This is a genomic window from Actinoplanes utahensis (assembly GCF_016862455.1).
GTDB lineage: Bacteria > Actinomycetota > Actinomycetes > Mycobacteriales > Micromonosporaceae > Actinoplanes > Actinoplanes utahensis.
In genome coordinates, this window is the sequence record NZ_BOMZ01000021.1 from 1 (window position 1) to 13054 (window position 13054).

The following is a 13054-nucleotide window of genomic DNA, read 5'->3' on the forward strand; positions in this document are numbered from 1 at the left end:
CCCGTGGGTGAGAAATTCGGCGTGCCTCGTCCCGTGGGTGGAGGCGGCGTGCCCCGTCCGTGGCGGTCGGCCCGCCTCGGCCACGGGGTGGGCGAGGCGGGTGCCGCAGCCTGGTTGGGCGGTTGGTGGCCGGCTATTTCTGTACGGACTGGACGACTTCGAACTCGAGCAGGCTTGCGCCGGAGGCGACGGGTTTGGCGCGTTCTCCGGCGTGGGCTTCTTTGGCGCCGCCGTTTGCCCAGTTCTGGAAGTCTTCTTCGGTTTCCCAGCGGGTGTAGACGAAGTAGCGGGTGTCGCCGGCGACGGGGCGTAGCAGTTCGAAGCCGAGGAAGCCGGGGGAGTTTTCGACGGCGCCGTGGCGGGCGGCGAAGCGCTTCTCCAGTTCGGGGCCGGCGCCTTCGGGAACCTCGATTGCGTTGATCTTCACAACAGCCATGTGGTCACGTTACTGGGGGAAGCTGAGGGCGGCGAGGATGCCGGGGGTACGGGCGCGGTGCTTGGCCCGTACCCCCGCAAGGTAGTTGATCTAAGTGGTGGTGTCGCCGCCTGTCTTGACTCCTGCCGGGTCGGCGGTGCCCTGTTGGGCTTGGAGGGCGTCTTCGGCGCGGGCCTGTTGGGCGGAGCGTTGCGCGAGTGGGATCTCCGGGAGGAAGAAGACCACGATCAGGCCGAGGATCATGATGAAGAAGGCGATCAGGTAGACGATGTGCACGCTGTCGGCGAAACCGACCTTGAACGGGTGGGACAGCGGGTCGGCGAGTGTGTTCAGGAACGACGTGTCGCTGAGGCCGGCGCCGCTCCTGGCGAGTTTCATGGTTTCGGCTTGGGACGGGTCGGCGGCCAGTGCCTGCTGGAACTCGGCGGTGGGCTGTGCGGCGGAGTACGCCTTCTCGATGTTGCCGGGGAGCACGTTGAACAGCACCGACAGGAAGACGGCGGTGCCGAGGGTGCCGCCCATCGAGCGGAAGAACGTGACCGCGCCGGTGGCGGTGCCGATTTCGCGGGGTGAGACGGCGTTCTGCACGGCGGTGATCATCGGCTGCATGTTGCTGCCCAGGCCGAGGCCCATCAGCGCCATGACGAGCATGACCCGCCAGAGCGGGGTGTCCGCGCCGACCAGGGAGAACAGGAGGAGCGCGGCGACCATGAAGAAGCTGCCGACGATCGGGAAGATCCGGTAGCGGCCGGTACGGGAGATCAGCTGGCCGGAGATGATCGAGCCGGTCATGATGCCGAGCACGAACGGGATCATCTGGAGGCCGGCGAGGGTGGCCGAGGAGCCTTTGACGATCTGCAGGTACAGCGGGACGGTCATCAGGGCGCCGAACATGGCCATGCCGAGGATGGTGCTGGCGGTGACGCCGACCGCGACGGTGCGTTTGCCGAGCAGCGCCAGTGGCAGCAGCGCCTCGTTCTTGTAGGCGCGTTCGGCGAGGATGAAGCCGATCAGGCCGAGGCCGCCGATGACGTAGCAGGCGATGGAGCGGCCGGAGTCCCAGCCCCACTCGCGGCCCTGCTCGGCGACGGTGAGCAGCGGGACGAGGGTGAGGACGAGGGTGAGCGCGCCGGGCCAGTCGATGCGGTGGTCGACCCGGTGGTGCGGCAGGTGCAGCACCTTGGCGACGACGGCCATCGCGGCGAGGCCGATCGGCACGTTGATGTAGAACACCCAGCGCCAGCCGTCGGTGAACAGGATTTCGTCGGCGCCGGCGAAGAAGCCGCCGAGGATGGGGCCGAGGACGCTCGCGGTGCCGAAGACGGCGAGGAAGAAGCCCTGGTATTTGGCGCGTTCGCGGGGCGGGACGATGTCGCCGATGATCGCTAGGGCGAGGGACATCAGGCCGCCGGCGCCGAGGCCCTGGATGGCCCGGAACGCGGCCAGCTGCCACATGTTGTCCGACAGGCCGCACAGGAACGATCCGACGATGAAGATGCCGATCGCGAGCAGGAAGAACGGGCGGCGGCCGTAGATGTCGGACAGTTTGCCGTACAGCGGGGTGGAGATCGTCGAGGTGATCAGGAAGGCCGTGGTGGCCCAGGCCTGCAGGTCGAAGCCCTGGAGGTCGTCGGCGATGGTCCGGGTCGCGGTGGCCATGATGGTCTGATCCAGCGCGGCGAGGAACATGCCCATCATCAGGCCGCCGAGAATCGTCAGGATCTGGCGATGGGTGAATTCCACCGGCGCCGGCGCCGGTGGGGCTGGATGGCTCACGAAGTCTCCCGTGGGGGTGCTCCCGGGTCGGTGCGCAGGTGCGCCTCGACCGCGTCGTTGAACTGGTCGAACAGGGTGGTGAAGGCGGTGACCTGCTCGGTGGGCCAGTCGGCCAGCACCTGCGTGATCAGGGCCACCCGGCCCTCCCGCAGCCGCTCGCACGCGGCGACGCCGGTGTCGGTCACCGCCAGGCGGGACGCCCGCCCGTCCGCCGGGTCCGCCTCGCGGCGGGCCAGGCCGGCTTTCACCAGTTGAGCGGCCTGGCGGCTGACGGTGGACGGGTCGGCGCCCTTGATCTCCGCCAGGTCGGTGACCCGCATCGGGCCCATGGCACGCAGTGGTGGCAGCAGCATCAGCGCGGAGAACTCGGCGCCGAGGTCTCCGGTCTTGAGCATGCCCCGGAATCGCACGCTCATCCGGATCAAACGCGTGATCTGGTCGCCCAGCCGGCTGGCCTGCTCCTCGTGCACCAATGCCTCCGCATCCTGATATGCATGTAGCCTACAAGTTGTTGCGTGATGAACGCATCTCATCTCAGTGCATCCGCCACACGCCTGTGGTCAACGTCTCGCTCTCCTCCAGCGCCGGGGGCACCGGGACGACGTACTCGGCCACCAGGTCGAAGAGATGTCTCGGGAAGAAACCGCGGCCCGGGTCACCGACCAGCACACCCGCGCCCCGTTGCCGGGCCGTGCGGAACATGGCGACCATCTTCGGTGCCACGGCCGGGCTGTAGAACACGTCGCCGGCCAGCAGAAGATCGGGCTCGTCGAGCTCGACGGCCAGGGAGAAGCCGTTCGCGGACGCGTTGCGGTGGGCCGCGCCGACCGCCTCGGGATCGATGTCGGTGCAGGCCACGGCGGCGGCCCCGGCATAGGCGGCGGCGATCGCGGCCACCCCGGAGCCGGTGGCCACGTCCAGCACGCGGCGGCCGGCGACCTCGGCCGGACGATCCAGCAGGAAGCGGGCCAGGGCCTGGCCGCCCGCCCAGGCGAAGGCCCAGAACGGCGGCGGCTGGTCGCTGTGGAACTCGCCGCCGGTCAGGTCGAAGAGCCCGAACCGGCGGTCAGCGAGATGAAGGGAGATCTCCGGCGCCAGTGGCACCGGAGTGAGGGTGGTGGAGAACACCCGTTGATTGTCGGCTGCCTACCTGATCGGCTGCGGGGTGCTCGCCATGATCAGTTTGGCGCGGTACTCGGCGCGGGCCTCGGCGGCCCACGGCGCGTCCTCGTCCTCCAGCAGCGGGCGGGACGCCAGGAAGGCCGCGGCGGCCAGCGGGCGGACGGCCCGGACCGGCGTCCGCTCCGAGGCGATGGCGATCAGCTCGTCGAAGGTGGTGGTGTCGACGTGGGTGCGCTCGGGCAGCAGGCGCGCCCGGCCCCGGTGCACCGAGAGCACCGTGTCACGACGGCGGGCCTCCGGCTCCAGCCGCTCGCGCAGGATCCCCAGATCGTGCTTCACCGTGGCGGTGGGGACACCCAGCGTGTCGGCCAGTTCCACAAGCGACAGCTCACCGCGCAGAGCGAGCAGGGCGAGCAGGTGGCGAGGCCGAACGCCGCCGAAGTCGTCCCCGGAGAGACGGATGCCGCGGGTGCGGACCTCGAGACGGCCGAAGAGCTGGATGTCGTGCATGATCGAGAACTCTGCTTTCAGGGGTGGCCGGCTACAAGCCCCAAAGCGAGGGGGTCTGTCGGCCGAACGACTGGTCATCGCATCCGCTCGGAGGCAACCGGCCGTCGGGCGTACCGGTCGCCAGCCTGTTGGTAGGGAGGACGTGCCGTCGGGTAATCCTTAGACTGCGCGGAGCCCGCCGGGGGCCGACAAGAGGGAAGGGTGACGTATGAACAGCGACGAGACGATCACGGTGCTCGTCGTCGACGGTCACCAGACCTTCGCCGAGCTGCTGGGACACGCACTTGCCGGACAGCCGGACCTGCGCTGGGTGGGGCACGCGCGCACCGGCGCCGAAGCCATCCGGCTGGCCGCCGAGCTGACCCCCGATGTGATCGTCCTCGATCCGGAACTGTCCGATGCCGACGGCATCGCCATCGCCGAGCTGATCAAGGTGCGCCAGCCCGGCTCCCGTGTGGTGATCCTCACTGCCAGCGAGGACCAGACCCTGGTCCGGCGGGCCACCACGGCCGGCGCCGCCGGATTCATCTCCAAGAACGGCGCGCTCGGTGACGTCCTCAATGCTCTCCGCACCGCCCACCGCGGCAGCATGACCGTCTCCACCGACATCCTCGCCCGGCTGCTGCGCAGCACCACACCGACCGCCGCCGGGCAGCGCGGCAACAGCATCGCCGCAGGTGGCCTCACCGCCCGTGAGGACGAGGTGCTGCAACTGATGGCCGCCGGGCTCGACGCCCGCGCGGTTTCCCGGCGGCTCGGGATCAGCGTGCACACCTGCCGCGGATACCAGAAGGCGGTGCTCGCCAAACTGGGGGCGCACAGCCAACTGGAGGCGGTCGCGATCGCCACCCGGCGCGGCCTCGTCCGACCTGACCCGCGGTAAACCCTCCGGTCACTCATCCGGGAGCCGCTTCCGTACGTACTCCCTCCGGGGGACACACGTGGGTGCGCTGCAGGGAGGAATTGTGGACCGAACCGCCGCTGTCGGCGAAGCGTCCGATCCGGCCGAGATCTCACGGGGGGCAGACGGCTCGGCTGAGCCGCTGCCGCGGAGGCGGCCGTCGGCGCGGGCGCCGGAGATCAGTGGGGAGCCGGTCAACTGGTTCGGTGGTGATGCCGGGGCGGTTTCACCCCCTGCGGCGTCTGCCGCGGCTTCCGACAGTTCCCCGCTTTCCGCGCCGTCGGGCGCCGCCGGGGAGCCGGTCTCCGCGCCGTCGGGGGCCGCAGGAAAGCCGGTCTCCTCACCGCCGGAGTTCGGGCCGGCGTCGCCGGGCGGGCCGGGACGGGTCTCCTTCGGCTTCAGCGACGGGCCGATCGGTGGGGCGCGGGCCGTGCCACCCTCCTCCGTGGCCGTTCCCGCCGGACCGGACAGCGGCCCGCTGACCGGGCTCGCCACCCCGCTGTGGTCGGACACCGATTCCTCCCCGGGCGAGCCGTTCACCGCCTCCTCAGCGCCGTCCACCACCCCCGGCGGCTCCTTCGCGGTGACCTCGTCGTGGGCGTCGGCGGCCCCACCGGACCCGGCCGAACCGATCGTGTGGGCCGACCGGCCGGCGACCGCCCCGTCCGGGCCTCAGCCCCGGCAGTCCCGGCTGGTGACGGCCGGGATGGCGGTGCTCGGCGTGGTGGCGGTAGCGGCCCTCGCACTGACCGGGGTCGTCTACTACACCGGCGACGACAACCGGATCAGCGAGATGCTGCAGGGCTCGCCGAAGGATCAGCAGGTGGTGAGCGGGCCGCTGGGCAACCAGAACGCCGCGACGTTCGAGCTGATGGCGGCGACCGACCGGGTGCGGCTGCGGATCGGCGAGCTGGGCGGCGACCTCTACCGGGTCAGCGCGCCCGAGGGGACCGGTGTGCGGCCCAGCGCGGAACTGCGCGACGACCGGCTGCGGGTGGACCTGGCCCGGGACGCCGCGGGAACCGGCGGCGAGGTGGAGATCGTGCTGGCCGCGAAGGTTCGGTGGACGATCCGATTCTCCGGGTACTCGGCCGAGCGCATCGTCGACCTCACCGAAGGGCGCATCAAGGGCATCGAGTTGGTCGGCGGCACCCGCCGGGCGGAGATGACCCTGGCCGAGGCGTCCGGCACGGTGCCGATGCGGATCACCGGCGGGGTCGAGGAACTGATCCTGCGGGCGCCGGCGGGCAGCCCGGTGCGGGTCAAGGTCGGCGGCGGCGCGGGTTCGGTGACGGCCGGGTCGCGGACGCTCAAGGATGTCGCGCCGGGCTCCACCCTGACACCGAAGGGCTGGAGCAACGGCAACCGGTACGACGTGGACGCGGTGGCCCCGGTGACTCTGCTGACGGTCGTGACCGCCTGACCCGGGCGGGCCAGGCGGTCACTGCCATGATCAGTTCAGAACGCGCAGGCGAACGGTCTGCTCCATGGCGCGGAGCTGGTCGAGCACCTCGTCGGGGTAGCCGCGGGCGATGTCGGTGATCAGGTAGCCGTACTCCCCGCGGGTGCTGAGCATCTGGCCCTCGACGTTGACGTTGTGCTCGGCGAGGATCCGGTTGACCTGGGCCAGCACGCCGGGGGTGTTCTTGTGCATGTGCACGATGCGGTGCATGCCGGGCAGCTCGGGCAGGGTCACACCGGGCAGGTTCACGCTCAGCGTGGTGTTGCCCTCGGTGACGAACTTGGCCAGCTTGTTGGCCACGAAGCCGCCGATGTCGGACTGCGCCTCCTCGGTGGAACCGCCGATGTGCGGGGTGAGGATCACGTTCGGCAGGCCGCGCAGCTCGGACAGGAACTCGTCGCCGCGGCCCTTCGGCTCAGCCGGGAACACGTCGACGGCGGCACCGGCCAGGTGGCCGCTCTTCAGCGCGTCTCGCAGGGCCAGGTGGTCGACCACGATGCCGCGGGAGAGGTTGAGGAAGAGGCTGCCGGGGCGCATCTTGGCGAACTGCTCGGCGCCGAAGAAGCCGGCGTTGCCCGGCCGGCCGTCCACGTGCATCGTGACGATGTCGCTGGACTCCAGCAGCTCGTCCAGGCTGGCGCAGCGGTGCGCGTTGCTCAGCGCCAGCTTGTCGGCGGTGTCGTAGAACGAGACCGACATGCCCAGGTTCTCGGCGAGGACGGAGAGCTGGGTGCCGATGTTGCCGTAGCCCACGATGCCGAGGCGGCGGCCACGGATCTCGTGCGCGCCGTCGGCCGACTTGTCCCACACGCCCGAGTGCATCAGCGTGTTCTTCTCGGTGAGCCGGCGGGTCAGCGCGATGATCTCGGCGATCGCCAGTTCCACCACCGAGCGGGTGTTGGAGAACGGGGCGTTGAACACCGCGACGCCGCCGGCCGAGGCCGCGGACAGGTCGATCTGGTCGGTGCCGATGCAGAACGCGCCGATGCCGACCAGCTTGTCGGCGGCCTCCAGAACCTTCGCCGTCACCTGGGTCTTGGAGCGGACACCGAGCAGGGAGACTCCGGAGATGCGCTCGATCAGCTCGACCTCGTCGAGAGCGTTGCGCAGGGACTCGACCTCGAAACCGTCCTCCTCGAGCCGGGCCACGGCGTCGGGGTGGATGTTCTCCAGAAGCAGGACTCGCACCTTGGGCTGGTCGATCATCATCTTCCGTTCCATGTTTCGGTTGGGCTTCCGGGCCGCCACGCCGAAGCCCAGTTCACGGGCGTCAAGCCTAGTCCCCCGGCATACCGGGCCCGGTGCGGTGTGCTCGAGGTCCCATCTACCGGTCAACCCCGTAACTGTTACGGGACGGCAGCGGGTGTGGTTCAGCCTCGTTACGGTGACTGCTCGCCGAGCGTGCGTCCAGCGGGCGGGCAGCATCTCGCGGGGGAGTGCGGAGAGCCTCACCGGCCCGTACCGGAAGAGGTCTCATGGAGCTCGGGGGAGGAGGACCGTGATCAGAAGGCCTCCCTCGTCGCGGGCGGTGGCGTGCAGCCGGCCCTGGTGGGCGCCGACGATGGCCCGGACGATCGACAGGCCCAGGCCGGCGCCGCCGGACGGGGCGGCGAGGCGTTCCCGGCCGTAACGGCGGAACGGCTCGAACAAGCCGGCCACCTCGTACCGGGGCACGACCGGGCCGGAGTTGCTGACCTGCAGCTCCACCCAGCCGTCCGGGCGGGCGCCGGTGGTGACCTTGACCCAGCCGTCCGGGACGTTGTGCCGGACACCGTTCTCCACCAGGTTCTGCACCAGGCGTTCCAGCAGGACCGGGTCGCCGAGGGTGGGCGCCTCGACGGGTTCGGCGACCACCTTGACGGTGTCCGAGACGGCGACGTGATCGACGATGTCGGCCAGATCGACGTACGACCGTTCGGTGATCTCCCGGTCCGAGCGGGCCAGCAGCAGCAGGCCGTCGATCAGGCGGCCGTGCCGGTCGTTGATCGCGAGCAGGGTGGCGCCGAGCTGCCGCACCTCCGGCGAGGTCTCCGCCGGTTCCAGCGCGACTTCGAGGAGCGTGCGGTTCAACGTCAGGGGGGTACGCAGTTCGTGCGACGCGTTCGCGATGAAGCGCCGCTGGCCGTCCAGTGACTGGTCGAGGCGCGCCAGCATCAGGTCGAACGTGTCGGCCAGCTGTTTGAGCTCGTCGTTCGGCCCGTCCAGGGCGATCCGCTCGTGCAGGCCCCGGTCGGCGGCCGGGGACTCGGCGATCCGCCGGGCCGCCGCGGTGATCTGATGCAGCGGCTGCAGCAGGCGGCCGGCGATCAGCCAGCCCAGCGCGATGGCCGCCGCGCTCACCACCACCAGGGCGATGGCGCCCTGCGTGACCAGGGCGTTCAGAGCCTCCGCCTTGGTGTCGTCGATGACCGTCTTGAAGGTGTCCTGCGTCGCGCCCTCGCCGGGTGCCGGCGCGATGACGGCGCGTGTGGCCGTCATCGGCCGGTCGCGTTCGACCAGGAGGTAGGTGACACCCAGCAGGATCAGGCCGGCCAGCACGAACAGGCCGCCGTAGACGAGGGTGAGCCGGCCGCGAACGGTCAGTCTCATCGGATCCGGTACCCCACTCCCGGCTCGGTCAGCACCACCGGCGGATCACCGAGTTTGCGGCGCAGTTTCAGGATGGTCATCCGGACAGCGTGGGTGAACGGGTCGGCGTTCTCGTCCCACGCCTTCTCCAGCAGCTTCTCCGCGGACACCGCGGTGCCGTCGGCCCGCAGCAGCTCGGCCAGCACCGCGAACTCCTTGCGCGACAGCGGCACGTACCGGCCGTCGCGGTGCACCTCGCGGCGGTACGGGTCGAGGCTGATCCCGGCCCGGCGCAGGATCGGCGGGGCGGCCGGGCGGGCCCGGCGGCCGAGCGCGGCGACCCGGGCCGACAGCTCCCGGAACGCGAACGGTTTCGGCAGGTAGTCGTCGGCACCGAGGGTCAGCCCGGTGACCCGGTCGTCGATCCCGGCGGCGGCGGTCAGCATCAGCACCCGGATGTCGGCCTTGCGCTCGGCGAGGACCTGGCACACCTTGTCGCCGTGCACCACCGGCACGTCCCGGTCCAGGACGACCACGTCGTAGTCGTTGACGTCGATCCGCTCCAGCGCCGAACCGCCGTCGTAGACGACGTCGACGGCATGGGCCTCCTGCCGCAGCCCCTGCGCCACCGCGTCGGCGAGCAGCGGCTCGTCCTCGACCACCAGGATTCGCATACGCCCATCTTGAACCCCGCCGGTGTCACTTCGGCGTCATCGTTTTCCGTGACGCCGGGGATACACGCCCGCCGCTCTACTTCGATGCGTGGCGGCCGCCGGGCCGCCGCCGGAGGAGAGACGAGATGAGACTCGGAACAGTCGCGGCCCTCGGTGTCCTGCTCGCGGTGACGACGGCGGGATGTGCCACGTCACGGGACGACGGCCCGGGGGTCGCCACCGCCGCCAGCACCGCCCCGCAGACGTCCGGCAGCGCGCCGGCGGACGACGGCGACGCGGGCGATGGGCTGGCATTCGCCAGATGCATGCGCGAACAGGGGCTCGAATGGTTCCCCGACCCCAAGGAAGACGGCCGGATGGAGATCTCGGTCCCCAAGGGCAGCGACGGGAAAGCGGTGGAGAAAGCCCACGAGGCCTGCAAGGAGCACCTGCCGAACGGCGGCGAGCCGCCGAAGCTCAGCGCCGAGGACCTGGAACGGGAACGCAAGTTCGCCGCATGCATGCGCGACAACGGCGTCAGCGGATTCCCCGACCCGGACCCCGACGGGAGAACCAAGGTGGACAGCCGGACCCTCGGCGCCGAACCCGGCAGCCCGACGTGGAACGCCGCGGAGAAGGCCTGCTCCCAGTACCGCAACCAGGGCGAGAAACGGGACAACCGAGGGGAACAGGGCGCATGAGACGGCTGACCATCGCCGGCACGGCGGCGGCCCTGACCGCGGGCGGCGTGGCCGCGGTCCTGCTCACCGGCGGGCTGCCGGCCGCCGAAGGCAGCAGCACCCCGACCGCCACCGGCAGCACGCCCGCGCCGACCGCCGACATCACCAGGCAGACACTCGTCGACAAGGAGAGCCACGACGGAACACTCGGGTACGGCGACACCGCAGCCCTCACCACCCGGCTGTCCGGCACCGTGACGTACCTGCCGGCGGCCGGCGCGACGATCAGCCGGGGCGGGGCCCTCTACCGCCTCGACAACGATCCGGTGCTGTTGTTGTACGGCGCCCTCCCCGCCTACCGGAACCTGGCACCGGGCGTCGAAGGCGCCGACGTGCTGCAGTTCGAACGGAACCTGTGGGCGCTGGGCCACCGCGGGTTCACCGTCGACGACGAGTACACCTCCGCCACCGCGTCCGCGGTCGAGGACTGGCAGGACGACCTCGGCCTGCCCGAGACCGGCACGATCGCGCTCGGCCGGATCGTGTACGCCGCCGGGCCGATCCGGGTCGCCGCCCGGTCGGCCGACCCCGGCGCGGCCGTCCAGCCCGGCGCCGAACTGCTCACCACCAGCGCCACCACCCGGTACGCCACCGTCGAGCTCGACGTCGACGACCAGCGGCTCGCCAAGAAGGGCGCGAAGGTGGACGTGACCCTGCCGGACGGCAAGACCGTCACCGGGAAGATCACCGCGCTGGAGGCGACAGTCGAGGAGGCGGAGAACCCCGGCCAGGAGGACACCACCACGATCGCGGTGACTGTCGGGTTCGACAGGACACCCGAAGGACTCGACGACGCGGCAGTGGAGGTCCAGTTCGTCTCCGCACAGCGGGAGAACGTGCTGACCGTACCGGTCGACGCTCTTCTCGCCCTCGCCGAAGGCGGCTACGGCCTGCAACTCGTCGACGGGTCCACCACCCGCGTCGTGGCGGTCCGGACCGGGCTGTTCGCCGACGGCCGGGTCGAGGTCACCGGCGACGGCCTCGCCGAGGGCATGAAGGTGGGTGTGCCCGCATGAGACCGGTGATCGAACTGAACGAGGTGACCAAGAGCTATCCGGGCGGCGTGCACGCGCTGCGCTCGGTGGACCTCACCGTCGACGAGGGCGAGCTGATCGCGATCGTCGGGCCGTCCGGATCCGGCAAGTCGACGATGCTGAACCTGATCGGCACCCTCGACCGGCCCACCTCCGGCACGGTACGCATCGACGGGCACGACGTGGCCGCCCTCTCCGACCGGCAACTGTCCGCGCTGCGGGCCCGCCGGATCGGCTTCGTGTTCCAGTCGTTCCACCTCGCACCCGGCCGGGACGCCGTCACCAACGTGGCCGACGGGCTCCTCTACGCCGGCCTGCCGCAACGGGAACGCGAGCGGCACGCCGAGAAAGCGCTGGTCAGGGTCGGTCTGGGCGACCGGCTCAAGCATCGCCCGCACCAGCTCTCCGGCGGTGAACGGCAGCGGGTCGCGGTGGCCCGCGCGGTCGCCGGCGACCCGGCCGTGCTGCTCGCCGACGAACCCACCGGCAACCTCGACTCGGCGTCCGGCGCCGGCGTCATGGACCTGCTGCGGGAGCTGAACACGTCCGGCACCACCGTCCTGGTGATCACCCACGATCACGAGATCGCCGGCTCGCTGCCCCGGCAGGTGCCGATGCTCGACGGGCAGGTGGTCTGAGATGGCCACCGGCCTTCGCCCGGCCCGGCTACGCCCGTCCGACCTGCTGCGCCTCGGCGGGTACGGCCTGCGCTCCCGGCCGTTGCGGGCGGTGCTCTCCGCGCTCGGCATCGCCATCGGCATCGCCGCGATGGTGTCGGTGGTCGGGATCTCCGCGTCCGGCCAGGCCGCCCTGGACGCGAGACTCGCCGCCCTCGGCACCAACATGCTGACCGTGACGCCCGGGCAGACCATGTTCGGTGACGAGGCGACCCTGCCCGACGAAGCCCTCTCCATGATCGAACGGATCGGGCCGGTCACCTCGGCGACCGCCACCGGCACCGTCACCGGCACACCCGTCTACCGCACCGACCGGATCCCCCCGGGCGAGACCGGCGGACTGGCCGTGACCGCGGCCCAGCTCGACCTGCTCGACACCGTCAACGCGCGGCTGGCCGGCGGCTCCTGGCTGAACGCGGCCACCGCCCGGTACCCGGCGGTCGTGCTCGGCGCCGCCGCCGCCCGCCGCCTCGGCGAGGTGCCCGCCGTCTACATCGACGGACGGACCTACTCGGTGATCGGGATCCTGGAGGAGGTCCCGCTCGCCCCGGAACTCGACACCGCGGTCCTGATCGGATGGGACGCCGCCAAGTCGTACCTGAGCTTCGACGGCCACGCCACCCGCGTCTACACCCGCGCGATCGAATCCCACGTGGAAGCCGTCCGTGGTGTCCTGGCCGCCACCGCCAACCCGCAGAACCCCGACGAGGTCGACGTCTCCAACCCGTCCGACGCGCTGATCGCCCAGCGGGCCGCCGCTCGCACGTTCAACGCGCTGCTGCTCGGGCTCGGCGCGGTGGCGTTGCTGGTGGGCGGCATCGGGGTGGCGAACACGATGGTCATCTCGGTGCTCGAGCGGCGGGCCGAGATCGGGTTGCGGCGATCCCTCGGGGCGACCCGCGGGCAGATCCGCACCCAGTTCGTGTCCGAGTCGCTGCTGCTGTCGCTGCTCGGCGGGGCGGGCGGGGTCCTCGGCGGAGGCGTGGTCACGTTCGTCTACGCCGGGACACAGCAGTGGCCGGCCGTCGTACCACCGTGGGCGGTCGCCGGTGGGCTCGCCGCGACCCTGCTCATCGGGGCGGTGGCCGGTCTCTTCCCGGCGATCCGGGCGGCCCGGCTCGCACCGACCGAGGCGCTGGCCGCGGCCTGAGTTCCTCCCCGGCTCGTGGCCGATC

At 71.1% G+C, this 13054-nt stretch carries 14 protein-coding genes; 6 read left to right on the forward strand and 8 right to left on the reverse strand.

Annotation, left to right across the window (positions count from 1 at the left end):
- Window positions 1-133: 133 nt before the first annotated feature.
- The 5 genes from Aut01nite_RS06495 to Aut01nite_RS06515 form a co-directional block, all read right to left on the reverse strand.
- Window positions 134-436 carry an antibiotic biosynthesis monooxygenase family protein gene (locus Aut01nite_RS06495; RefSeq protein WP_043527900.1) on the reverse strand — a complete coding sequence of 101 codons (303 nt, stop codon included), beginning with the start codon at window positions 434-436 and terminating at the stop codon, window positions 134-136.
- Between the two features lie 90 nt (window positions 437-526).
- Entirely contained in the window at window positions 527-2212 is a 1686-nt protein-coding gene (locus Aut01nite_RS06500) for an MDR family MFS transporter (protein ID WP_043527902.1), read from the reverse strand.
- Window positions 2209-2682: a MarR family winged helix-turn-helix transcriptional regulator gene (locus Aut01nite_RS06505; protein WP_043527903.1), complete on the reverse strand. Its 474-nt coding sequence runs from the start codon at window positions 2680-2682 to the stop codon at window positions 2209-2211. Before Aut01nite_RS06505 ends, Aut01nite_RS06500 begins: the two co-directional genes overlap by 4 nt.
- 64 nt (window positions 2683-2746) lie before the next feature.
- Window positions 2747-3340 (reverse strand): class I SAM-dependent methyltransferase, encoded by a 594-nt coding sequence (locus Aut01nite_RS06510; protein ID WP_043527904.1) that lies wholly within the window; start codon window positions 3338-3340, stop codon window positions 2747-2749.
- 18 nt (window positions 3341-3358) lie between these two features.
- On the reverse strand, window positions 3359-3844 hold the full coding sequence (locus Aut01nite_RS06515; protein WP_043527905.1) for a hypothetical protein: 486 nt from the start codon (window positions 3842-3844) through the stop codon (window positions 3359-3361).
- Between the two features lie 208 nt (window positions 3845-4052).
- Between Aut01nite_RS06515 and Aut01nite_RS06520 the strand changes: the two genes are divergently transcribed.
- Both Aut01nite_RS06520 and Aut01nite_RS06525 read left to right on the forward strand, forming a co-directional pair.
- Window positions 4053-4727 (forward strand): response regulator, encoded by a 675-nt coding sequence (locus Aut01nite_RS06520; RefSeq protein WP_043527906.1) that lies wholly within the window; start codon window positions 4053-4055, stop codon window positions 4725-4727.
- A 463-nt stretch (window positions 4728-5190) separates the two neighbouring features.
- Window positions 5191-6168 carry a hypothetical protein gene (locus Aut01nite_RS06525; RefSeq protein WP_052164048.1) on the forward strand — a complete coding sequence of 326 codons (978 nt, stop codon included), beginning with the start codon at window positions 5191-5193 and terminating at the stop codon, window positions 6166-6168.
- A 30-nt stretch (window positions 6169-6198) separates the two neighbouring features.
- Here the strand turns inward: Aut01nite_RS06525 and serA are convergent, their stop codons facing one another.
- From serA to Aut01nite_RS06540, 3 genes are all read right to left on the reverse strand, one after another.
- On the reverse strand, window positions 6199-7416 hold the full coding sequence (gene serA, locus Aut01nite_RS06530) for a phosphoglycerate dehydrogenase (protein WP_083999397.1): 1218 nt from the start codon (window positions 7414-7416) through the stop codon (window positions 6199-6201).
- Between the two features lie 264 nt (window positions 7417-7680).
- The gene (locus Aut01nite_RS06535; RefSeq protein WP_043527908.1) at window positions 7681-8796 is read right to left on the reverse strand and encodes a sensor histidine kinase; all 1116 of its coding nucleotides are present in this window, start codon (window positions 8794-8796) and stop codon (window positions 7681-7683) included.
- Entirely contained in the window at window positions 8793-9449 is a 657-nt protein-coding gene (locus tag Aut01nite_RS06540) for a response regulator transcription factor (protein ID WP_043527909.1), read from the reverse strand. The genes Aut01nite_RS06535 and Aut01nite_RS06540 overlap by 4 nt, the downstream gene beginning before the upstream one ends.
- Window positions 9450-9574: 125 nt before the next feature.
- Here Aut01nite_RS06540 and Aut01nite_RS06545 point away from each other — a divergent pair, with 125 nt between their 5' ends.
- The 4 genes from Aut01nite_RS06545 to Aut01nite_RS06560 are packed head-to-tail and all read left to right on the forward strand — an operon-like array spanning window position 9575 to window position 13029.
- On the forward strand, window positions 9575-10129 hold the full coding sequence (locus Aut01nite_RS06545) for a hypothetical protein (RefSeq protein WP_052164049.1): 555 nt from the start codon (window positions 9575-9577) through the stop codon (window positions 10127-10129).
- Window positions 10126-11184 (forward strand): efflux RND transporter periplasmic adaptor subunit, encoded by a 1059-nt coding sequence (locus Aut01nite_RS06550; RefSeq protein ID WP_052164050.1) that lies wholly within the window; start codon window positions 10126-10128, stop codon window positions 11182-11184. Before Aut01nite_RS06545 ends, Aut01nite_RS06550 begins: the two co-directional genes overlap by 4 nt.
- 5 nt (window positions 11185-11189) lie before the next feature.
- Window positions 11190-11840: an ABC transporter ATP-binding protein gene (locus Aut01nite_RS06555; protein WP_268871717.1), complete on the forward strand. Its 651-nt coding sequence runs from the start codon at window positions 11190-11192 to the stop codon at window positions 11838-11840.
- Between the two features lies 1 nt (window position 11841).
- On the forward strand, window positions 11842-13029 hold the full coding sequence (locus Aut01nite_RS06560; RefSeq protein ID WP_043527911.1) for an ABC transporter permease: 1188 nt from the start codon (window positions 11842-11844) through the stop codon (window positions 13027-13029).
- Window positions 13030-13054: the final 25 nt, after the last annotated feature.